The sequence below is a fragment of the Micromonospora sp. NPDC047557 genome (assembly GCF_043205095.1).
Taxonomy (GTDB): Bacteria; Actinomycetota; Actinomycetes; order Mycobacteriales; family Micromonosporaceae; genus Micromonospora.
The window spans coordinates 1031233-1051228 of record NZ_JBIDDK010000001.1 but is presented as its reverse complement, the minus strand read 5'-3'; the positions used below and the strand labels follow the sequence as shown (position 1 = coordinate 1051228).

General features: G+C 72.4%; 20 protein-coding genes and 1 pseudogene. 14 read left to right on the top strand and 7 right to left on the bottom strand.

Translation table 11 applies throughout. From position 1 onward, the window contains the following. Positions 1–4 precede the first annotated feature (4 nt). The gene (acs, locus tag ACGGAQ_RS04875; protein ID WP_393044669.1) at positions 5–1969 is read right to left on the bottom strand and encodes an acetate--CoA ligase; all 1965 of its coding nucleotides are present in this window, start codon (positions 1967–1969) and stop codon (positions 5–7) included. A gap of 408 nt (positions 1970–2377) precedes the next feature. On the opposite strand from acs, the gene ACGGAQ_RS04870 reads away from it, so the two are divergent. Next, positions 2378–3124, top strand: coding sequence for an oxidoreductase (locus ACGGAQ_RS04870; protein WP_393044667.1), 747 nt, complete (start codon positions 2378–2380; stop codon positions 3122–3124). Between the two features lie 72 nt (positions 3125–3196). On the opposite strand, the gene ACGGAQ_RS04865 is transcribed toward ACGGAQ_RS04870, so the two are convergent. Then, positions 3197–4000, bottom strand: coding sequence for an HAD family hydrolase (locus tag ACGGAQ_RS04865; RefSeq protein WP_393044665.1), 804 nt, complete (start codon positions 3998–4000; stop codon positions 3197–3199). A 578-nt stretch (positions 4001–4578) separates the two neighbouring features. Here ACGGAQ_RS04865 and ACGGAQ_RS04860 point away from each other — a divergent pair. Together ACGGAQ_RS04860 and ACGGAQ_RS04855 are read left to right on the top strand one after the other, a co-directional pair. Continuing rightward, the gene (locus tag ACGGAQ_RS04860; protein WP_393044663.1) at positions 4579–5004 is read left to right on the top strand and encodes a hypothetical protein; all 426 of its coding nucleotides are present in this window, start codon (positions 4579–4581) and stop codon (positions 5002–5004) included. A 29-nt stretch (positions 5005–5033) separates the two neighbouring features. Beyond that, entirely contained in the window at positions 5034–7430 is a 2397-nt protein-coding gene (locus ACGGAQ_RS04855) for a tetratricopeptide repeat protein (RefSeq protein ID WP_393044661.1), read from the top strand. A gap of 84 nt (positions 7431–7514) precedes the next feature. Here ACGGAQ_RS04855 and ACGGAQ_RS04850 read toward each other — a convergent pair whose 3' ends face one another. After that, positions 7515–7823, bottom strand: coding sequence for a hypothetical protein (locus tag ACGGAQ_RS04850; protein WP_393044659.1), 309 nt, complete (start codon positions 7821–7823; stop codon positions 7515–7517). Next, positions 7816–8123 (bottom strand): annotated as a pseudogene (locus ACGGAQ_RS04845) (DUF4240 domain-containing protein). Before ACGGAQ_RS04845 ends, ACGGAQ_RS04850 begins: the two are co-directional and overlap by 8 nt. 113 nt (positions 8124–8236) lie before the next feature. On the opposite strand from ACGGAQ_RS04845, the gene ACGGAQ_RS04840 reads away from it, so the two are divergent. From ACGGAQ_RS04840 to ACGGAQ_RS04800, 9 genes are all read left to right on the top strand, one after another. Beyond that, entirely contained in the window at positions 8237–8788 is a 552-nt protein-coding gene (locus ACGGAQ_RS04840; protein WP_393044657.1) for an RNA polymerase sigma factor, read from the top strand. Further along, positions 8788–9798: a CU044_5270 family protein gene (locus ACGGAQ_RS04835; protein ID WP_393044655.1), complete on the top strand. Its 1011-nt coding sequence runs from the start codon at positions 8788–8790 to the stop codon at positions 9796–9798. Before ACGGAQ_RS04840 ends, ACGGAQ_RS04835 begins: the two co-directional genes overlap by 1 nt. A 222-nt stretch (positions 9799–10020) precedes the next feature. Further along, complete coding sequence (gene ssd, locus ACGGAQ_RS04830) at positions 10021–11124, top strand: septum site-determining protein Ssd (protein WP_393044653.1); 1104 nt, start codon at positions 10021–10023, stop codon at positions 11122–11124. Next, positions 11121–12332: a TadA family conjugal transfer-associated ATPase gene (locus ACGGAQ_RS04825; RefSeq protein ID WP_393044651.1), complete on the top strand. Its 1212-nt coding sequence runs from the start codon at positions 11121–11123 to the stop codon at positions 12330–12332. Before ssd ends, ACGGAQ_RS04825 begins: the two co-directional genes overlap by 4 nt. After that, positions 12305–13495, top strand: a complete 1191-nt coding sequence (locus ACGGAQ_RS04820) for a type II secretion system F family protein (RefSeq protein WP_393044649.1) — start codon at positions 12305–12307, stop codon at positions 13493–13495. The genes ACGGAQ_RS04825 and ACGGAQ_RS04820 overlap by 28 nt, the downstream gene beginning before the upstream one ends. Further along, positions 13495–14235, top strand: coding sequence for a type II secretion system F family protein (locus ACGGAQ_RS04815; RefSeq protein ID WP_393044647.1), 741 nt, complete (start codon positions 13495–13497; stop codon positions 14233–14235). Before ACGGAQ_RS04820 ends, ACGGAQ_RS04815 begins: the two co-directional genes overlap by 1 nt. 22 nt (positions 14236–14257) lie before the next feature. Beyond that, a complete protein-coding gene (locus ACGGAQ_RS04810; protein WP_234584142.1) occupies positions 14258–14425 on the top strand; it encodes a DUF4244 domain-containing protein in 168 nt (55 codons plus the stop codon). 113 nt (positions 14426–14538) lie between these two features. Then, positions 14539–14853 carry a TadE family type IV pilus minor pilin gene (locus ACGGAQ_RS04805; RefSeq protein WP_393045672.1) on the top strand — a complete coding sequence of 105 codons (315 nt, stop codon included), beginning with the start codon at positions 14539–14541 and terminating at the stop codon, positions 14851–14853. Next, a complete protein-coding gene (locus tag ACGGAQ_RS04800) occupies positions 14853–15266 on the top strand; it encodes an Rv3654c family TadE-like protein (RefSeq protein WP_393044644.1) in 414 nt (137 codons plus the stop codon). The genes ACGGAQ_RS04805 and ACGGAQ_RS04800 overlap by 1 nt, the downstream gene beginning before the upstream one ends. Before the next feature lie 218 nt (positions 15267–15484). Here the strand turns inward: ACGGAQ_RS04800 and ACGGAQ_RS04795 are convergent, their stop codons facing one another. The 3 genes from ACGGAQ_RS04795 to ACGGAQ_RS04785 all read right to left on the bottom strand — a co-directional run bounded on the left by ACGGAQ_RS04795 (position 15485) and on the right by ACGGAQ_RS04785 (position 18866). After that, on the bottom strand, positions 15485–16063 hold the full coding sequence (locus tag ACGGAQ_RS04795) for a hypothetical protein (RefSeq protein WP_393044642.1): 579 nt from the start codon (positions 16061–16063) through the stop codon (positions 15485–15487). 118 nt (positions 16064–16181) lie between these two features. After that, entirely contained in the window at positions 16182–16385 is a 204-nt protein-coding gene (locus tag ACGGAQ_RS04790; RefSeq protein ID WP_234584145.1) for a hypothetical protein, read from the bottom strand. Positions 16386–16484: 99 nt separating this feature from the next. Beyond that, positions 16485–18866, bottom strand: a complete 2382-nt coding sequence (locus ACGGAQ_RS04785) for a DEAD/DEAH box helicase (protein ID WP_393045670.1) — start codon at positions 18864–18866, stop codon at positions 16485–16487. Positions 18867–19054: 188 nt separating this feature from the next. On the opposite strand from ACGGAQ_RS04785, the gene ACGGAQ_RS04780 reads away from it, so the two are divergent. Together ACGGAQ_RS04780 and ACGGAQ_RS04775 are read left to right on the top strand one after the other, a co-directional pair. Further along, on the top strand, positions 19055–19411 hold the full coding sequence (locus ACGGAQ_RS04780) for an STAS domain-containing protein (protein WP_393044640.1): 357 nt from the start codon (positions 19055–19057) through the stop codon (positions 19409–19411). Beyond that, entirely contained in the window at positions 19411–19845 is a 435-nt protein-coding gene (locus ACGGAQ_RS04775) for an ATP-binding protein (protein WP_393045668.1), read from the top strand. The genes ACGGAQ_RS04780 and ACGGAQ_RS04775 overlap by 1 nt, the downstream gene beginning before the upstream one ends. The last annotated feature ends 151 nt before the right edge of the window (positions 19846–19996 follow it).

Sequence of the window (19996 nt, the reverse complement as noted above, 5' to 3'; positions counted from 1 at the left end):
GCCGTCAGTCCTCGTCGGACTTCGCGCCGCTCATCCCGGAGGAGATCAGCTCCATCACCGAGGAGTCCTGCAGCGTGGTCACGTCGCCGAGCGACCGGTTCTCGGCCACGTCCCGCAGCAACCTACGCATGATCTTGCCCGAACGGGTCTTCGGCAGCTCCGGCACCAGCATGATCTGCCGCGGCTTGGCGATCGGGCCGAGCGTCTTCGCCACGTGGTTGCGCAGGTCGGCGATGAGCTGCTCACCCGCCTCGCCGGCGATGTCCGTGCTGCCCCGCGGGATGGCGAACGCCACGATCGCCTGGCCGGTGGTCGGGTCGGTCGCGCCCACCACCGCCGCCTCAGCCACCGACGGGTGCGACACCAGCGCCGACTCGACCTCGGTGGTCGAGATGTTGTGCCCGGACACCAGCATCACGTCGTCGACGCGACCGAGCAGCCAGATGTGCCCGTCGTCGTCCTTCTTCGCCCCGTCGCCGGCGAAGTACATGCCCTCGAACCGCGACCAGTACGTCTCGATGAACCGGTTGTCGTCACCCCAGATGGTGCGCAGCATCGACGGCCACGGCTCGCGCAGCACCAGGTAGCCGCCCCCGCCGTTCGGCACCGACTGGCCCTGGTCGTCCACCACGTCGGCGACGATGCCCGGCAGTGGAGTCATCGCCGAACCTGGCTTCGCCGCCGTCACCCCCGGCAGCGGGGAGATCATGATGGCGCCCGTCTCGGTCTGCCACCAGGTGTCCACGATGGGCAGCTCACCCCCGCCGACGTGCTGCCTGTACCACATCCACGCCTCGGGGTTGATCGGCTCACCGACGCTGCCCAGCAGCCGCAGCGACGACAGGTCGAAGCCGGCGGGGATGTCCTCGCCCCACTTCATCATCGTCCGGATCAGGGTGGGCGCGGTGTAGAGGATGCTGACCTTGTACTTGTCGACGATCTCCCAGAACCGGCCCTTGTGCGGGGTGTCCGGGGTGCCCTCGTACATGACCTGGGTGGCGCCGTTGGAGAGCGGGCCGTACACGATGTAGGAGTGCCCGGTGACCCAGCCGATGTCGGCGGTGCACCAGTAGACGTCCGTCTCCGGCTTCAAATCGAAGACCGCGTGCGTGGTGTACGACGCCTGGGTGAGGTAGCCACCCGTCGTGTGCAGAATGCCCTTCGGCCGGGCCGTGGTGCCGCTGGTGTAGAGAATGAACAGCGGGTGCTCCGCGTCGAACGGCTGCGCCGTGTGCTCGGCCGACGCCGTCTCCACTGTCTCGTGCCACCAGTGGTCCTTCTCCGACCAGGCCACGTCCTCGCCGGTGCGGCGGACCACGAGCACGTGCTCGATCGACGGGCAGCTCGCCACCGCCTCGTCCACTGTCGGCTTCAACGCCGACGGCTTGCCCCGCCGGTAACCACCGTCCGCGGTGATCACCACCTTGGCGCTGGCGTCCTGGATGCGGTTGCTCAACGAGTCGGCGGAGAACCCGCCGAAGACCACGCTGTGCGCCGCGCCGATCCGGGCGCAGGCCAGCATCGCGACCGCCGCCTCCGGGATCATCGGCAGGTAGATCGCCACCCGGTCGCCGGCGGTCACCCCCAGGTCGGTGAGCGCGTTCGCCGCCCGGCAGGTCAGCTCGTGCAGGTCGGCGTACGTGAGAGTGCGGGTGTCGCCCGGCTCGCCCTCCCAGTGGATCGCCACCTTGTCACCCCGGCCCGCCTCGACGTGCCGGTCCAGACAGTTGTACGCGACGTTGAGCTGCCCACCGACGAACCACTTCGCGAAGGGCGGGTTCGACCAGTCGAGCACCTCGTCCCACTTCTTCGACCAGGCCAGCCGGTCGGCCTGCTTGGCCCAGAAGGCGAGCCGATCGGCCTGCGCCTCGGCGTACGCGTCGACGGTGACGTTGGCGTGCGCGGCGAGTTCGGCCGGCGGGGGGAACTGGCGCGTCTCGTTCAGCAGATTGGCCAATGCCTCGCTCATGCCGTGACTCCTCGTCCTCGGGGTGACCTGCGTCTCGCTGGCCACGAGGGTAGTCGCGGGGTCCCCGGCCGGCGACCGCTGCCCACCCCGTCGCGCCGAGCGGCCCCCGCCGCGCGCCCGACGGCCGGCCCGGCCCGTCCCGCCGCGCCTCGCCCCGCCCGGGTGGGCTGGCGGGCCTTGCCTGTCCGCGCTGTGCTCGGCCCGCCCGGCGTTGATCGACACGACATCGGCGATATGGCGGTGTCCGGGATGGTGGGACACCCCGATATCGCCGATCTCGTGTTGACCTTGCCCGGCGGCGAGCCCGAGCGGGCCCGAGCGAGCCCGAGCGGGGTCGGCCGGGTGGCCCGGGTCGCGTTGCGGGCGGGTGCGGCCCAGCGGCTCGGGTCGGGTCGCTAGCGTGGCGAGATGACCACCGACCCGCTCGCCCCGCTGCTCGCGCTCGCCGACGTCGCCGCTGCCGCCGACCGGGCCCGTGAGCGCTTCGACCAGGCGCTCGGGCACCGCGCGCTGCGCCGCAACGGTGGCCAGGTCGCGGCCGAGGTCAGCCTTCGGTCGGCGGTGGCCAGCGCCGCGCTCGAAGGGGCCGTCCACGAGCGTGAGGAGGTCCGGGCCGGCACCGTCACCGACCCGGTGCTCCAGGGGGCGCTGCGGGTCGCCGGGGCGCTGCCCGGCCTGAGCGAACTCTGGCCGAAGGCACCCCGGCAGGCACTCGCCCGGCTGCACGTCCTCGCCGCCCGCGACATCGTGGGGGAGGCCGAGCTGGGCCGACCGGTGCCCGACCCGGTGGTCGCCGCCCGCCTCGACGGGCTCGCCGCTCTGGTGGCCGGCGGCACGAAGGTCTCCCCGCTGGTGCTCGCCGCCGTCGTACACGGAGAGTTGTTGAACCTGCGTCCGTTCGCCGGGCCGTCCGGCGTGGTGGCGCGCGGTGCCGCCCGACTGGTGCTGCTCGCCAGCGGCCTCGACCCGCGAGGCCTGCTCGGCGTCGACGTCGGTCACCGGGAACGGGAGCCCGAGTACGTCGGCTCGGCCGGCGCGTTCGCCACCGGCACCCCGGACGGGCTGCGCTCCTGGCTACGGCACTACATGGCGGCCGTCGAGGTCGGCGCCGACCAGCTCACCACCATCGGCGACGAGATCCTTGCCGCCGCCTGAGCACCGCCCGCCCTCAGGGCGTCGATCATGGAGTTGTGGTGCCTCGCAAAAGTCGCGGGGTGCGGCGGGGTGTTAGGCGGTGGTGGCGGCGCGGGTGCGACGGTGCCGGCCGTACCAGGCGATGCCGATGGCGACGCCCACGCCGACCCCCAGGGCGGCCGCGGCCACTGGAACGGCCGGCCGCTCCCGCCAGCGACGGCCCAGCGGGATCGGATGCCGGAACTCCAGCACCGGCCAGGCGTTCTCCGAGGCCAGCTTGCGTAGTTGCCGGTCCGGATTGACCACGCTCGGGTGCCCCACGCACTCCAACAACGGACGATCGCTGTACGAGTCGGAGTAGGCGTACGAGTCGGCCAGGTCGTAGCCGCGCGCGGTGGCCAGCTCACCGACCGCCTCAACCTTGCTCGGACCGGCCGCGTAGAACTCGACCTCGCCGCTGTACCGGCCGTCCCGCACCGCCATCCGGGTGGCGATCACGTCGGTCACCCCGAGCAGCTCGCCGATCGGCCGGACCATCTCCTCGCCGGACGCGGAGACCAGCACCACGTCCCGCCCGGCCGCCTGGTGCTCCTCGATCAGAGCGGCCGCCTCGGCGTACACATAGGGGTTGATCAGCTCGTGGAGCGTCTCCGCGACGATCTGGCGGACCTGTTCCACCTGCCAGCCCTTGCAGAGCGCGGCCAGGTAGTCCCGTGTTCGGGCCATGGTCTGCTCGTCGGTGCCGCCCAGCCGGAACATCAGCTGCGCGTACGCCGACTTGACCACGTCACGCCGGGTGATCAGCCCGTCCCGGTAGAACGGCCGACCAAACGCCAGGGCGCTCGACTTGGCGATGACGGTCTTGTCCAGATCGAAGAAAGCGGCACTTCGGCCCACGGCGCGAAAGTCTAGCCGGATGGTCTATCGTCGGCGGGTGCCCGGGGTCAGGCCACCCCTCGGACCTGCGGGCGGGTGCCCCCAACTCCGGTCGGCGTGACCGCGCTCACACTCCGCGAGGAGATTTTCGCGCTGAGTGGAGCGAACACCACTCGACGTGACGGGTCCGCTCAGGCAGACTTGTGCGCACGACGAGTTCTCACATCCCCGAAACAGACAGACCCTCGGCGGTTGCACCCCCCGTGACCGCTGAGTGGTTCGGCTCGACCCCCCCGGAGCCGAACCGTCGACGACCCCCGTCTCCCCCCGACGGGGGTCGTCCCTTTGTGGGGAGCGCTCCCGGCTGATCATGACCGCGCGAGCCCCACCCGCCCGGTTACCGGCCACCCGTACCCCCTCGCCGGGGTTCTCCCGCGAGAAGCCGCGCCCGGATCGCCGTCTCCGCACGTCGCGGGCCGGGAGCGGTAACCGGCTCCCGCCGGGTGGTGCGGGTGAGTCGGGTTGCCGTCTGTTCGTCGCGTCGTTGGTCGTCAGTGGCGATCGTGGTCCTGTTGCCTGATGGTCGAAGGGGGCGGCTCGTGGATGTTCCTGAGTTGGTGGGTGTGGTCGTGCCGCATCTGACGGCGGTTGCGGGGGCGTACGGCGGTGCGGTGGTGCAGCGGGTGGTGGATCAGTCTGCGGACGTGACGGCGGACGCGGGTGTGGGGGTGGGTCGGCGGCTGCTTCAGCGGTTGCTGCGGTCGGGCCGGTCAGCGCAGATCGGACAGGCGGTGACGGAGGTGGGGGAGCAGCCCGACGATCGGGCGAGCCGGGAGCGGCTGCGGGCGGTGGTGGTCGAGGCGTTGTCCGAGGACGCCCAGCTGACGAAGGACGTGGCGAGGGTCGTGGCCGACGCGGGAATGCCGGGTTGGTCGGTAACGACACTGGGGTCGCAGGGGGTGCAGGTGGGGTCGCACAACACGCAGACCAACTACTTCGGCCCGGCCCCGGACGGCCCGCGGTGACCACGCCACCGGAGGGTGTGCCCCGGTCGATGCGGCTAGAGAACGCGTCGGGGATACAGATCGGTAATAACAACTCGCAGACGAATGTGGGGGTGGACCCGGCGCGGTTGCCGCCGCCGCAGCGGGTTGGTGACGGTGAGGCTGTCGTAGACAACCTGCCGGCCGAGTCGCAGGTCTTCGTGGGCCGGGATCTGGAACAGATCGACGCGTTGCTGGCCGGTGCTGCTAGGGGGGTGGCGGTCGGGCAGGCCGCGGTGCACGGTCTGGGTGGGATCGGTAAGTCGGAGTTGGTGCTGCATTACGCCCGCCACCGGCTTGAGCGGTACCAGCTGGTGTGGTGGCTGACTGCCGACAGCCCGGAGGCGATCGCCGCCGGTCTGAGTGGGTTGACGCGGCGGTTGCATCCGGTGGCGACGTTGGCGGATGCCTATGAGTGGGCGGTGGGTTGGCTGCAGACCAACCGGGGCTGGCTGTTGGTGTTGGACAACGTCGAGGACGTCGAGCACATCCTCGATCTGCTCGGGTTGGTCCGCGGGCGCGGTGACGTCCTGGTGACGACGCGCCGGGACGTGGGTGGAGCGTGGAGTCGACGTTCGGGGTTGGCGCCGCTGCGGTTGGGGGTGCTCGCCCGTGCGGCGAGCGTGGATCTGCTGCACCAGTTGACCGGCCTCGACGATCCGGAGGGTGCGGGCAGACTGGCCGACGAGTTGGGTGATCTGCCGTTGGCGCTGGAGCAGGCGGCCGCATTCATCAGCCGCCGCCCGGATGTCGACTTCGACGGCTACCGGCAACGACTCACCACCCGGTTTCCGCGCACGGCGGCCTATCCGGGCCTGCGCGGTGGATCGGAGCGGACCATCGCCAGGGTGTGGGCGGTCACCATGGATGCCATCGCCGGTCAGCTGCCGCTAGCCGTACGGGTGTTGGACGTACTCGCCTGGCTGGCGCCCGAGGGACTACCGGTGGACGTGGTGTATCCCCTGGCTGACGATCCCGAGGATGTCCAGGACGCGATTGCCCTGCTGGCCTCCTACAGCATGATCAGCCGCACCGACGGGACGATTGGGGTGCACCGTCTGGTGCAGGCGGTCACCCGCGCCAAACACGCGAACGACACCGACAGCCCGGTGGATGTGGCGACGAGCTTGCTGGCCGCAGCCATTCCCGACGACCCGTCGAGAAATCCGGCAGGCTGGCCCCGATGGACAGCACTGCTCCCACACGTCGACGCTCTCACTGCCGGTGTTCCCGCCGACGCCCGTACACCTGAGCAGATGTATCTGCTCGGGCAGGCTGCGACCTTCCGGCAGAGACAAGGACAACACGCCACCGCCATCAAACAGTTCGAGCAGGTGCGGGCCGACTGTCGGCGGCTTCTCGGCGACGACCACCCCAATACGCTGACCTCGGTCGGCAACCTGGCGAGCGCCTACCAGTCGGTGGGGCGGGTCGCGGAGGCGATCAAGCTGTACGAGCAGGGGTGGGCCGACTGTCGGCGGGTTCTGGGCGACGACCACCGACATACCCTGGCCTCGGTCAACAACCTGGCCGGCGCCTACCGTGCGGTGGGACGGACCGATGAGGCGCTCGCCCTGTATGAGCGGACGCTGACCGCCTCTCGGCGGGTCCTGGGCGACGACCACCCGGACACGCTCGGCGCGGTCCATAACCTGGCCGTCGCCTTCGGGTCGGTGGGGCGGGTCGCGGAGGCGGTCACCCTGTTCGAGCGGACGCTGAGCGACTGTCGGCGGGTTTTCGGTGACGACCACCCGCACACCCTGACCGCGGTCCACAACCTGGCGGGCGCCTACCAGAGGGCGGGGCGGGTCGCGGAGGCGATCACCCTCTTCGAGCAGGGGTGGGACGACTGTCGACGAGTTCTCGGTGACGACCACCCGGAAACCCTGATCTCGGTCAACAACCTGGCCGCCACCTACCGGTTGTCGGGGCGGGTCGCGGAGGCGGTCACCCTGTACGAACAGGCGCTGGCCGACTCTCGGCGAATCCTGGGTGACGACCACCCGCACACCCTGACCTTGGTCAACAACCTGGCGGACGCCTACGAGTTGGTGGGGCGGGTCGCGGAGGCGGTCACCCTGCACGAGCAAACGCTGGCCAACTGTCGGCGGGTCCTCGGCGACGACCACCCCTTCACCCTGGCCTCGATCCACAACCTGGCCGGCATCTACGAGTCGGTGGGGCGGGTCGCGGAAGCGGCCACCCTACACGAGCAGTTGCTGGCCGGCGGCCGGCGGCTTTTCGGCGGCACGCGTCAGCTGAACCCGACGATCGCATCGATTCTTCATCAGACGGTGGGTCCCAAGGGAGGCAGGGAGAAGACAACGAAGGCATCACCTGCGAAGGGCAAGACGCCGCACAAGCGTGCGAGGCCACCACGATCGTCACCACGAGACGATGCCGGATGACAACCGACAATGCCCCAAGTCGCGTTCGGGACGAGGTGGTCCTGGCCGTTCAGCCACTCGCAGCCAAGACGATTCCCGCTTCTCCTACGTCACCGCGATTCGGCGGGCGCGGAACAGCTCGAAGAGCCTGGGCAGCCGCCGTCGCCACTCGGCCTCGTCGCTGAGATCCCAGCGGTCGTCAGCAGCCTCCGGGTCAGGGTCCGGCGGGGCGGTGGTCGCAGAATGCTCGGACTCGACGGCGTCCCAGAAGCTCTCGGCGTCGCCCGTCAGCCGCTCGTACGCCGCCTCCGCGGCGCACAGGAGAGCCTCGTCGCCGATCCACAGCTGGCAGCCTTCCGATGCGCTGATCTGCCGTACCGCGGGGTGCTCGGCGAGCGAGTCGGGATCACGCACGGCTGACTCGAACGCCTCTGCCCAGACCGATCAGCCCCGCCTGGAAGTCGGAGAATCCGTCGTCGGAGAGAAACCCGTACTCGATGATCCAACACGCGGCACAGACATCCCAGCTGTCGGCTCGGTCCGCCACCTCGCCGAACACCTGTCGAACGCCACGATCTGTGCCAACGGCAGCCGCGCCAGCTCCGTCACCAAGGCATTGGCCATCGCACTCGGCTGACCGTCGCGCTGCGGTTGGACGGCCGCTACGCCGGCCGCAGCCCGTGCCCGCTCCACGACATCCCAGAACTCCTCCACGTCCACGGCCAGGAGTGTTCCCGATGGCTCCGACACATTGAGGGTGCGTAGTAATCGCCGGCCCGTGCGCGACACAAGCAAGGGTGAGAGTCGCCGAGGCAATGGGGGTTCGGGTGGGTCCACCAGGAAAGCGAGACGAGGGCTGGTTCACCAGCCTCTACGCCGCCGAGTACGCGCACATCGTGAGGTACGGCCTGCGCCGCCTCGCCGACGCCGACGCGTCGGCGGAACTCGCCCAGGAGGTCTTCGTCGTGGCGTGGCGTCGTCGCGGCGAGGTGCCGGACCGCAGTCTGCCCTGGCTGTACGGGGTGGCCCGGCGCCTGCTGGCCAACCAGTGGCGGTCCCGACGCGCCGCACCGGACCTCCTGCCGATCGCCCACGCCGACCTGACGCGGGTGGCGGACCCGTCCGGTGCCGACCGGACTCTGGGGGTTACCGACGTGCGGGCCGCACTGGCCACCCTCAACGACCTCGATCAGGAGATCCTGCGGCTCATCGGCTGGGAGGAGCTGACGGTGGCCGAGGCCGCCCAGGTCCTCGGCTGTAGCCGCCCGACCGCGGCGGTGCGCCTGCACCGCGCCCGCCGTCGCCTCGCCGACGCGATGTCCGAGCGACCGGCACGCTCCCGACGTCCTTTGTTGGCCGCTACCCGAGGGGATCTGTGATGGTAGGAGCAGAACGAACCCGTACCCTCCTCAGCCCTGCCGACCCGGCCCGGAACACGGTCGTCGCGCCACCGCCGGTCTCAGCGCGCGATCTGATCGAGCGTGCCGGCGCAACTGACCCCGCTCCGGGACACCGTCGCGTACGCCCGACCCGCCGGCTGCTCCTGACAGCCGGGACGCTGGCGGTCGCGGCCGGTGCCGTGGCCGTCCTCCAACCGTTCGACGAGCAAACGCCGGACGATCCCGGCGGATCCGGCGGTGCCGTGGGGACGCTGCTGGTGCCGGTCGCGTACCAGTTCGACGCCGACCCACCGGCGGCTGACCCGCCGCTGCGCACGCTGGCCAGCGAAATCAAGGACACGGAGTACGACCACCGCACCGGGCGCTACATGTACCACCAGACGAGGGTGTGGGGTGAGCCGGTCCTGAGCTCCCCCGACGGCCGTCACCACATGGCCTTCGCCGGCGAGTCCAAGGTCTGGCAGGCCGCCGACGGAACCGGCAGCCAGAGCAACAAGCAGCTGGAGCCGCAGTACCCCGATCAGGAGTCCCGGGTCTACTGGCAGCGCAGGTTCCCGTCGCGCTCAACGGTCACGAGCAGCCCCGCCCCGTCCCTGATCCCGCTGCCCCCCATGGAGCTCACGCCACCGTCGGCCGACCCGTCGCAGCTGCGCGAACTGCTGAACGTCAATTCTGGCGCGGGGGCAGCGAGCAAGGGGGTCAGCACGCTCTACGCGCGGTACGTCGTACCGCGTGCGATCCGGGCGGAGATCCTGCGGGTCATCGCCGACGTGCCCGGTTTTCGCTGGCGGGGACGGGTGGCCGACCGGGCCGGTCGAGCCGGCGTCGCGGTCACCGTGGACGACCGCGAGAACCACCAGCAGTCTCTGCTGATCTTCGATCCGACGACGGGTGAGCTGCTCGCCTATGAGCTGCTGACGCTGGCTCCGGTGCGGATCAGCGCGTACCAGCTGATCTTGGAGACGACCTGGACCGACCGAATCGGCTGACCGCCGACTTTGTGGGGCCGCTTCCTCGGGAGCGGCCCCACGGTGTTTTCCCGGCAGCCGCGGTAGCTGCGCCGCAACCCGCGCGCATAGCAGATCAACCATCTCGGCGGGCGTTGTCCACAGGCCCCGGAGTTGTCCACAGGCGAGGCGTCGGGGGGAGTGTGCGGGGCCGATCGCGAGCAGGGTCGGCGGTGCATCCGATCCCGACCGCTGGAGGCCGCGATGGCACCCCGTACCTCCGTTCCGCCGATCCGACGGCTCCCGCTGGTCGTCACGGGGGACGGCGACCTGCTCGACGACCTGCTCCGGCTCGCCGCCGCCGGCGGCACCGAGGTGGAGTTGGCGGCCGACCCGGCAGCGGCCCGCACCCGCTGGGGTCCCGCGCCGCTGGTGCTGCTCGGCGCCGACCAGGCGCAGGCGTGCCTGCGGGCCCGACTGCCGAAGCGGCCCCGGTTGGTGCTGGTGGGCCGGGCCGGTCAGCTCGATCCCGGCTGGCAGATCGCCGAGCTGATCGGTGCCGAGCACGTCGCCGCACTGCCCGCCGCGGAGCCCTGGCTGGTGGACCGCCTGGCCGAGCAGGGCCCCGACCAGCCGGACGGCCCGGGTGCCCGGGTCGTCGCGTTGTTCGGGGGTCGGGGCGGTGCCGGGGCGAGCGTGCTCGCGGGCGGGCTCGCCGTGACCGCGGCGCGGGCCCGACTGCGCACCCTGCTCATCGACGCCGACCCGCTCGGTGGTGGCCTCGACCTCGTGCTGGGCTGGGAGCAGCTGGAAGGGCTGCGCTGGCCGTCGCTCACCGACGCGGACGGGCGGGTGGACGCGCCCGCGCTGGTCCACGCGCTGCCCAGCCGGGGCGACCTGGTGGTGCTCTCCTGGGATCGCGGCGAGATGCTGGCACTGCCCGCCGCCGCGATGGCGGCGACCGTCGACGCCGCGCACCGTGGCCGGGACTTCGTGGTGATCGACCTGCCCCGACAGCTGGACGACGCCGCCGTGGTCGCGTTGCAGGCAGCCGACCAGGCGTTCGTCGTCGTACCGGCGGAGCTGCGTGCCACCGCGGCAGCCGCCCGGGTGGTGGCCGCGGCCGCCCCACACTGCGCCGCGCTCTCGGTGGTGGTGCGCGGGCCCGCCCCGGGCCGCCTGCGCGCCACCGAGGTGGCACGGGCACTCGGGCTTCCTCTCGCGGGCACGCTGCGCCCCGAACCCGGGCTCTGCCGAGGTCTCGAACGCGGCGAGGCGCCGGCGGCAGCCGGCAAGGGCCCGCTCGCCACTCTCTGCCGGCGGATCGTCGCGGACCTCACCGGCGTCCCCGCGACGGGTGCGGCATGAGCGGCCGGTCGGAGGACGACACCTTCGCAGCCCGGGTGCGGCAGCGGATCGCCGCCGCCACCGACCCGGTCACCCCGGCGGCGATCGTGTCCGCCGTACGCGCCGAGCCCACCGCGGCGGTGTTGGGCGACACCGCCGTACTGCGGATCGCCGACCGGGTGCACGACGACCTCGTCGGCGCCGGGCCGCTGGCCCCGCTGCTGGCCGATCCGGAGGTGACCGACGTCCTGGTCAACGGTGTCCGCGTCTGGGTCGACCGGGGTGCGGGGCTGCACCAGGTCGCGGTCCCGGTGGGCTCGGTCGAGGACGTCCGCCGGCTGGCGCAGCGACTGATCGCCAGCGCCGGGCGGCGGCTCGACGACGGCTCCCCGTACGCGGACGCCCGGCTTCCCGACGGCACCCGGCTGCACGCCGTGCTGCCGCCGGTGGCGACCGAGGGGCCCTACCTGTCCCTGCGGACGTTCCGGCACCGCCCGTTCACCCTCGACGAACTGGTGCGCGAGGGGACGGTGCCGCGACCGGTGGCGCCGCTGCTCGCCGCCGTCGTCGCGGCCCGGCTGGCGTACCTGGTCACCGGCGGCACGGGCTCGGGCAAGACCACACTGCTCAACACGTTGCTCGGGCTGGTGCCCGCCACCGAGCGGATCGTCCTGGTGGAGGACGCGGCCGAGTTGCAACCGGGGCACCCGCACGTGGTCGGGCTCCAGGCCCGTACCGCCAACGTCGAAGGGACGGGCGTCGTCAGCCTCGGCGACCTGGTCCGGCAGGCGTTGCGGATGCGCCCGGACCGGCTGGTGGTCGGGGAGTGCCGGGGCGCGGAGGTGGTCGACCTGCTGGCCGCGCTGAACACCGGCCACGACGGTGGCGCCGGCACGCTGCACGCCAACACCCCGTCCGACGTGCCGGCCCGGCTGGAGGCGCTCGGCATGCTGGGCGGGCTGCCGCGCGCCGCGCTGCATGCCCAGGTGGTCGCCGCGCTCCAGGTGCTGCTTCAGGTACGCCGAGGAGACCGGGGTCGTGTCCTCGAGTCGATCTGCCTGCTGCTTCCCGAGGGGCCCGAGCGACTGGCCACCGTGGTGCCCGCCTGGATACGTGGACGGGGGTTGGGGCTGGCCGCGCGTACCTTCGGCACGCTGCTGCGAGACCGGGGCGTGGCGGTGCCCCCGATCCTCAGCGAGCCGTGGCCTGGATCGGCGGGCCCGGCATGACCGGCGGGACGGCGCTGGTGGTGGCGCTGCTGCTGGCCGCCGCCGCCCTGGTGGCCTGGCCTGTGCAGAGCGTCCGGGCACGCCGCCGCCGGGTGCTGGCACCGGGCCGTGGCACCACCGGCGCTGACCCGGACGACGCCCTGGTGGAATGGATCAGGGGCCTCGCTCGTGGGCAGGGCGGGCCGACCGATGAGTTCGGCGGCGTCTCGGCCTCGGTCCACCCAGGTGGCCTCTCGTACCCGCCGGGGACGTCGGCGTCCAGCAGCCGGCCGGCGGCTGTCGCCTGGTCCACTCGGGACCTTGACGACAGCCCGAGCCGCCCGAGGGCGACCGGCGGCCCGGGGGGATCCACCCGACCGGCAGGCCCGGCACGTCCGCCGATCCGTCGGGATCCTCGCCGCCCTGCTGCCACTGCCCGTCCCGAGACCGAGACCCTGGAGGCCGTCGAGCATCCGGGCCACAGCCGGGTCGACCTGGCTGTGGACCACCGCCTCGTTGACCCGGCGGACGAGAAGGCCGGCGGGTCGTACGTGGCCCATCCGGTACGCGTGCGTCGGTCGCCGAGGCGTGTGCTGCTGCTGGTTGGCCTGGTGGGAGCAGGCGTCGGTGCCGTATCCGCCGGGCCGGTGGCCGCGGTCGCGGTGGCCGGCTACGGCACGCTGGCCGTGCGCGCCCTGCTCCGCTGGAGGGCGAGCCGGCACGCCGACCTGGTGCGGCGGCGCGGCCTGGACCTGCTCTGCGGTCTGGCAGCCGACCTCCGGGCGGGCCTGCCCGTCCCGCCAACCCTGGAGATCGCCGCCGTCCAGGGGTCGGGCGGAGCGGACCGCCTTCGCGAGCTGACTGCGGCCGCCGTGCGGCTGGCGGACCGGACCGGCGCACCACTGGCTGAGCTGGTCGAGCGGATCGAGGCGGACGCCCGGGCGACCGACCGGGGCCTGGCCGCCGCAGCGGCACAGGCGGCGGGTGCCCGTGCCACGGCCTGGTTGCTGGCGGCCCTGCCGGTCGGCGGGATCGGGCTCGGCTACGGGATCGGGGTCGACCCCTTGGCGGTGCTCCTGCACAGCACGGTCGGAGGGGTATGCGCGGTCATCGCGGTTGCCCTACAGATTGTCGGCCTGTTCTGGGCCGAGCGGTTGGGCGCGACGCCGGGCCGGGGTGCCTGATGTCCCCGGCGCTGCTCGTGGCTGCCGGTCTGGTGGTCGCCGCCCTCCTCGTGGTGCCGCTGCGGCTGCGCCAGCGCGGCCCGGCTCGCCCACCCCGGCGGGTGACCCAGGGCGGCTCGGGTAGGGGCGGTGTGGAGAGTCGGCGGCGACCGGACGCGATCCGGCTCGCGGCAGGGATGGCCGGGCTCGCCATGGCGGTGGTCGTCGGGGGCTGGTTCGGGCTGCTCGGTGCGGTTCCGACGGCAGTCCTGCTGGACGTGCTGCTGCGGCGGATCGAGACCCCGGCGGCGCGCGACCGGCGACTCCGGGAGGCCGCCGACCTGCCGCTCGCCGCTGACCTGCTGGCGGCGGCGATGCGGGCGGGTGCGCCGGTGGACCGCTCGGTGCTGGCCGTGGCCGAGGCGCTGGACGGCCCGCTCGCCAGCCGACTGGCCCGGGTCGGCCGCACCCTGCTCCTCGGTGGTGGCCCGGCCGAGGCGTGGTCGGCGTTGGACGGGGTGCCGGGAGCCGAGCGGATGGCCGCGGCGGCATTCCGCTCGGCCAACAGTGGTGCCGCGCTGGCCGGTGCGCTGACCCGTCTCGCTGACGACCTGCGGGCCGACCGGGCCACCGCCGCCGAGGCGTCGGCCCGCCGGGCTGGCGTACTCATCGTGCTGCCGCTGGGGCTGTGCTTCCTGCCCGCGTTCATTCTCGCCGGCCTGGTGCCGGTGATCGTCGCCGTCCTCGGTGACGTGCTCTGACCCATCGAGAAAGGGAAGACGCATGCGCAAACTCATCGCCCGACTCCGCGGCGACGACGGGATGAACACCGCCGAGTACGCCGTGGGCACACTCGCCGCGGTGGCCTTCGCCGGGATTCTGTTGAAGGTGCTGACCTCCGGCAATGTCCAGTCGGCGTTGACCGCGGTGATCGACCGGGCGCTCAAGTGATCGGGCGCCGGCAGGTCGGCCATGGTCGGGAACCGGGTACCCCCGGGCGGGCGTGCGACGGTAGCTGGTGGGCCCACCTCGCTGGCGGCGACCGGGGCTCCTTCACCGCCGAGTTGGCGGCCGGCCTGCCGGCGCTACTCCTGCTGCTGCTCGCCGGCCTGACCGCGGTCAACGCCGTCAGCACCCAGGCGAGTTGCCTGCACACGGCCCGGGAGGTGGCGTTGGCCGCCGCCCGGGGAGCCGACAGCGCAGATAGGGAGCGCGCGGCGCCACCGGGAGCAGAGGTGTCGGTGTCTGTCGACGGCGACCGGGTGCAGGCGACGGTCCGCGCGCCCGTCCGCGCGCTGGGCGGCCGGCTACCGCGGATCACCGTTGTCGCCACCGCGGTCGCAGCCGTGGAACCAGGCGCCAGCGAGGGGAGTTGGTGATGCGGCACTCCGACGCTCGGTCCCGTTGGCACGGCCCGAACGCCGAGCGACACGATGGCGGTCGACCGGACGCGGAGCGAGGTGGCGCAACCCTGCTACTGCTCGCGTTGGGACTGGTCTTCGTGTTGGTCGGGACGTTCGGCGCCGCCGTCGCCGCAGCGGGGATAGCGGCTCAGCGGGCGGCGGTGGCCGCTGATCTCGGCGCGCTGGCCGGCGCTGCCCGGGCGCTCGACGGCGAGGCGGTGGCGTGCGCGACCGCCGCGGACATCGTCCACCGCAACGCCGGCCGACTGATCGACTGTCTCCTCGACGGGCTGGACGTGCTGGTGACCGTCGAGGTGGCGTTCACACCCCTTCCGGGCCTGACCCGGGTCGCCGCGTCGACTGCCCGCGCCGGCCCGGTGCGTGGCTGAACGAGGCCCTGCTGGATACCACCGGGCTGGCTGGTGTCTTCGGGCCGCGGGTCGCGCCAACGGGTTACGCCCGGTTGATCCGACCGCCGGGTTATCCGGCCGCCGCGCTACCCGACCGCCGGGCTATTCGACCGCGGCCGGCTGGCCGGGACAGGGTTGCGGGTCCTGTCCCGGCCAGCGGCCGAGAGGGTGGGTCGCTGGGTGCGAGCCGGGGTGCGTCAGCGGGACTGGAGCGCGTCGAGGGCGACGGCCATCGCGATGACGAGACGGCGGTCGATCTGCGGGTTCTGCACCTCGACGATGTACTTGTCGCGCAGGCCCCACTTCTTCACCACCGAGAAGACCGGCTGGCCACCGGCGGTGAAGTCGAAGTGATACGGCAGCCAGGACAGCGAGTCGACGAACCGGCGCAGCAGTGCCACCGGCAGGCTGCGCTCCTGACCCGTCACCTGCGGCAGGCCGGCCTGCTCGACGTGCCAGGTGGAGCGGAGCAGCGACTGGGCGAAGTCCTTGCGGAACAGGCCGATCGCGTTGCCGGCCGCGTCGGTGACGTCGTACGTCGCGCCGAGGTCGATGCGCTGGCGGGCCTTGAAGCCGAGCAGGGGCTGCTGCTTGGAGTCGTCGGTGTAGATCGTCACCTGCTCCTTGAAGGCGAGCCGCTTCTGCTGCGCGAACGCCAGCAGTTCGCCCTCGGTGCCGTCCGGCGCGACCGCCCGGACCTCGTACTGGTTGACCATCATCCGCAGCCGCTGGCGGATGTGGAACTGCTGCAGGGCCTGCAAGTTGTCGAGCTGCATGTGTTCTCCTCAGGGGGATGCTGCGCCGGAGTCTCGCACAGCCGGACAACCACCGTCGGCCCGTGGCCCTGGCGCTCCCACCCCGACCGGTCCGCCCGCGGGAACAGTCCCGCGAAGGTCAACGGCCGTCCACGGTCACGCGCAACGACCAGGTGTTGAGCACCTGATGGATGCTGCGCAGCCGTTCGTTGATCTGCTCCAGTCGTTCCGCCTGAGCCAGGGCGGCCAGCGCCGCCCCCAGTGCGATCTGCTGGTCGAGGGTGAGGTGGTCCTGGTCGATGGTGTAGAGCAGGTCGACGGTCTCAGCGATCGTGTCGGCCACGGCTTCTCCTCGGGCGCGGGGGCTAACTGGAACACAAGCATCGATGGAAGCGCTCCCATGCCATTGTGCCCAGTGCCGCCGGGATTCATGCAAGCTGCCTCAGGCGGGCAGATTCTCCAGCACCACGTCGAGCACCCGGATCGCGTCCGGCTTGGAGAGCGGGTTGTTGCCGTTGCCGCATTTCGGCGACTGCACGCAGGACGGGCAGCCGCTCTCGCAGCCGCACTCCGCGATGGCGTCCCGCGTGGCGCGCAGCCACGCCGACGCCGTCCCGTACGCCCGCTCGGCGAAGCCTGCGCCGCCCGGATGCCCGTCGTAGACGAAGACCGTCGGCGCCTCGGTGTCCGGGTGCAGGGCGGTGGAGAGCCCGCCGATGTCCCACCTGTCGCACGTCGCCATCAGCGGAAGCAGGCCGATCGCGGCGTGTTCGGCGGCGTGCAGCGCACCCGGCACGTCGGCCTGCTGGACCCCGGCGGAGGCCAGCGACCGCGGTGACAACGTGAACCAGACCGCCACCGTGCGCAGCTCCCGGGTGGGCAGGTCGAGCGGCCGGGTGTCGATCACCTCGCCGGTGGCGATCCGGCGCCGCTGGTACGACACGACCTGGCTGGTCACGTCCACCTCGCCGAGGAACATCCCGACCGGCCCGGCGTCCACGTAGGAGCGCACCGACACCACGGACAGGTCCGTGACGTCCCGGGCGTGGGTGGACCAGTCCGGCTCCTCGACGTGCACCAGCGCGCAGCCGTCGGCCAGGTCGAGGTCGTCGACCACGTACGAGATGCCCTGGTGCAGGTAGACCGCGCCGGGGTGGAGCAGGAAGTGCGACGAGCCGCCGTCGACAGTGCCGAGCAGCCGACCGGTGGCCGACTCCACCACGCAGACCGGTGCGCCGCCCTCGCCGCGCAGGTCCACCTCGGGGCGCTCGCGGTGCCGCCAGTACCAGCCGGTGGGCCGCTGCCGCAGCGCACCGGCCTCGACCAACTGGTCGATGGCCTCCTTCGCCCCATCGCCGAAGAGCGCCAGGTCGGCCGGGGTGAGTGGCGCCTCGACGGCCGCGCAGGCCAACTGCGGGGCCAGCACGTACGGGTTGGCCGGGTCGAGCACCGTCGCCTCGACCGGCGCACCGAAGATCGCCTCCGGATGGTGCACCAGGTAGGTGTCCAGCGGGTCGTCCCGTGCTACCAGCACGGCCAGGGCCTCCTGCCCGGATCGCCCGGCGCGGCCCGCCTGCTGCCACAGTGACGCCCGGGTGCCCGGATAGCCGCAGATCAGCACGGCGTCCAGACCGACCAGGTCCACGCCCAGCTCCAGCGCGTTGGTGGAGGCGAGGCCGAGCAGGTCACCGTGCAGCAGGGCACGTTCCAGCTCGCGCCGCTCCTCGCGCAGGTAGCCGCCCCGGTAGGCGGCGACCCGGCCACCGAGCCCCGGGACCGCGTCGTCCAGCGCCCGGCGCGCGTTGGCCGCCACCACCTCGGCGCCCTTGCGGGACCGGACGAACGCGAGCGTGCGTACACCCTCGGCGACCGTGTCGGCGAGCAGGTCCGCGGTCTCCCGCAGCGCCGACCGGCGGACCTGGACGAGGTCCGTGGTGGCGGCGTCGTGGTCGCCGGCGGCCTGCGCGGGCACCGCAGGGGCGGCCGAGTCGGGTGGGAGCAGCGGCGGCTCCCAGAGCGCGAAGGTCACCCCGCCGCGCGGTGAGGCGTCCTCGGTGACCGCTGTCACCGGCAGGCCGGTCAGTCGGCCGGCGGCGGTCGCCGGGTCGCCGGAGGTCGCCGAGGCGAGCACGAACACCGGGGTGGCCCCGAAGCGGGCGCACTGCCGGCGCAGTCGGCGCAGTACGTGCGCGACGTGCGAGCCGAACACACCCCGGTAGGTGTGGCACTCGTCGATCACCACGTACGCCAGCCTGCGCAGGAAACCGGACCACTGGGCGTGGCCGGGCAGGATGCCGTGGTGCAGCATGTCCGGGTTGGTCAGCACGAAGCGGGAGTGCCGGCGGATCCACTCCCGTTCGGCGCGCGGCGTGTCCCCGTCGTAGCAGGCGGGGCGTACCCCCTCCAGTTCCAGGCCGGCGACGGCCCGCAGCTGGTCGGCGGCGAGGGCCTTGGTCGGCGCCAGGTAGAGCACGGTGGCCCGGGGGTCGGCGAGCAGCGTGGCCAGTGCCGGGAGCTGGTACGCCAGCGACTTGCCGGACGCGGTGCCGGTGGCGACGATCACGTGGCCGCCGTCGTACGCCAGGGTGGCCGCCTCGGCTTGGTGCTGCCAGGGCGCGACCACGCCGCGGCGGGCGAACGCCGCCCGCAGCTCCGGCGGCGCCCACGCCGGCCAGGGGGCGGGCACCCCGACCCGGGCCGGCACCCGCTCGACGTGGGTGACCGGGTCGCCGGCACCCCGGGCGCGCAGCCGGCGCAGCAGGTCGACCGGCGCTGGTCCAGCGCCGTGACCTGCGGATACGGTGGGCGCGGTCGACGACTCCAGGTCACGACGCGGCGTAGGACGCGCCGAGATGGAGTCGTTGGAGGTCACGTCCTGCACTCTCGCACTGGTGTTCGGAGATGAAAAGCCGGGGCCGGGGGTAAGGGGAAGCCTCCGCCGGTGACCGCAGGGTGTCCCGGCGGTAGTGGTTAGATGCCCAGGAGAGTTTACGGCTCTGGCGAGGAGGACCGATGGAGCTGTCGCTGGCGACGCGCACCGTGGGCGAGCACACGGTGCTCGAGGTCGGCGGTGAGGTGGACGTCTACACCGCGCCCCGGCTCCGCGAACGACTCCTCGAACTGATCGACGGTGGCGCCCGCCACGTGATCGTGGACCTCGGACGGGTGGACTTTCTCGACTCCACCGGGCTGGGCGTGCTGGTGGGCGCGCACAAGCGGCTGCGGACGGCCGGCGGCTCGTTCGCCCTGGTCTGTGACAAGGAGCCACTGCTCAAGATCTTCCGGATCACGGCCCTGGACCAGGTGTTCCCGCTGCACCCCACGGTCGAGGCGGCGGTCGGTGCGGGCCCGAGCGGCGCCAACGCGTGATGGCGACGGTCCGGCTCTCCTTCTCCCCGGCGCCGGTGCACGTGCGTACCGCCCGACTGGTCGGCGTCGCCGTCGCCCGGCGGGCCGGTGTCCGCGAGGATCTGCTGGACGAGGTGCGCCTGGCCATCGGTGAGGCGTGCACCCGGGCGGTCGCCCTGCACCGGCAGTACGGCCTGGCCGATCCGGTGCTGGTGGAGATGTCCGACGGCGGCACGTACGCGGTGCGGGTGGTGGACCGTGCGCCGATCGAGGCCGGCATCGGGCTGGCGGCGTTGCCGCCGGACGAGTTGGCCAACGAGTCACTTACCGACGAGGCGTTGACCACGGGCGTCGGGTTCGCCCTGCTCGCGGGCTTCGTCGAGGACCTGCAGGTGCGCCCGGTCGACGAGGGCATCGGCACCGAGGTGCGGATGGTGTGGCCGGTGGGCCACTGACCCGGAAGGGCCACAGACTCACGGAAAGACAAGGCCGCGTCCCCACGGGGATGCGGCCTTGTCGTCATGGATCGGGCCCTATATCAGATTTCGTTTCATAACACAGCGACGAAGATCATCGAGACACGGTGCCACCTCGGTGTGACCTCGA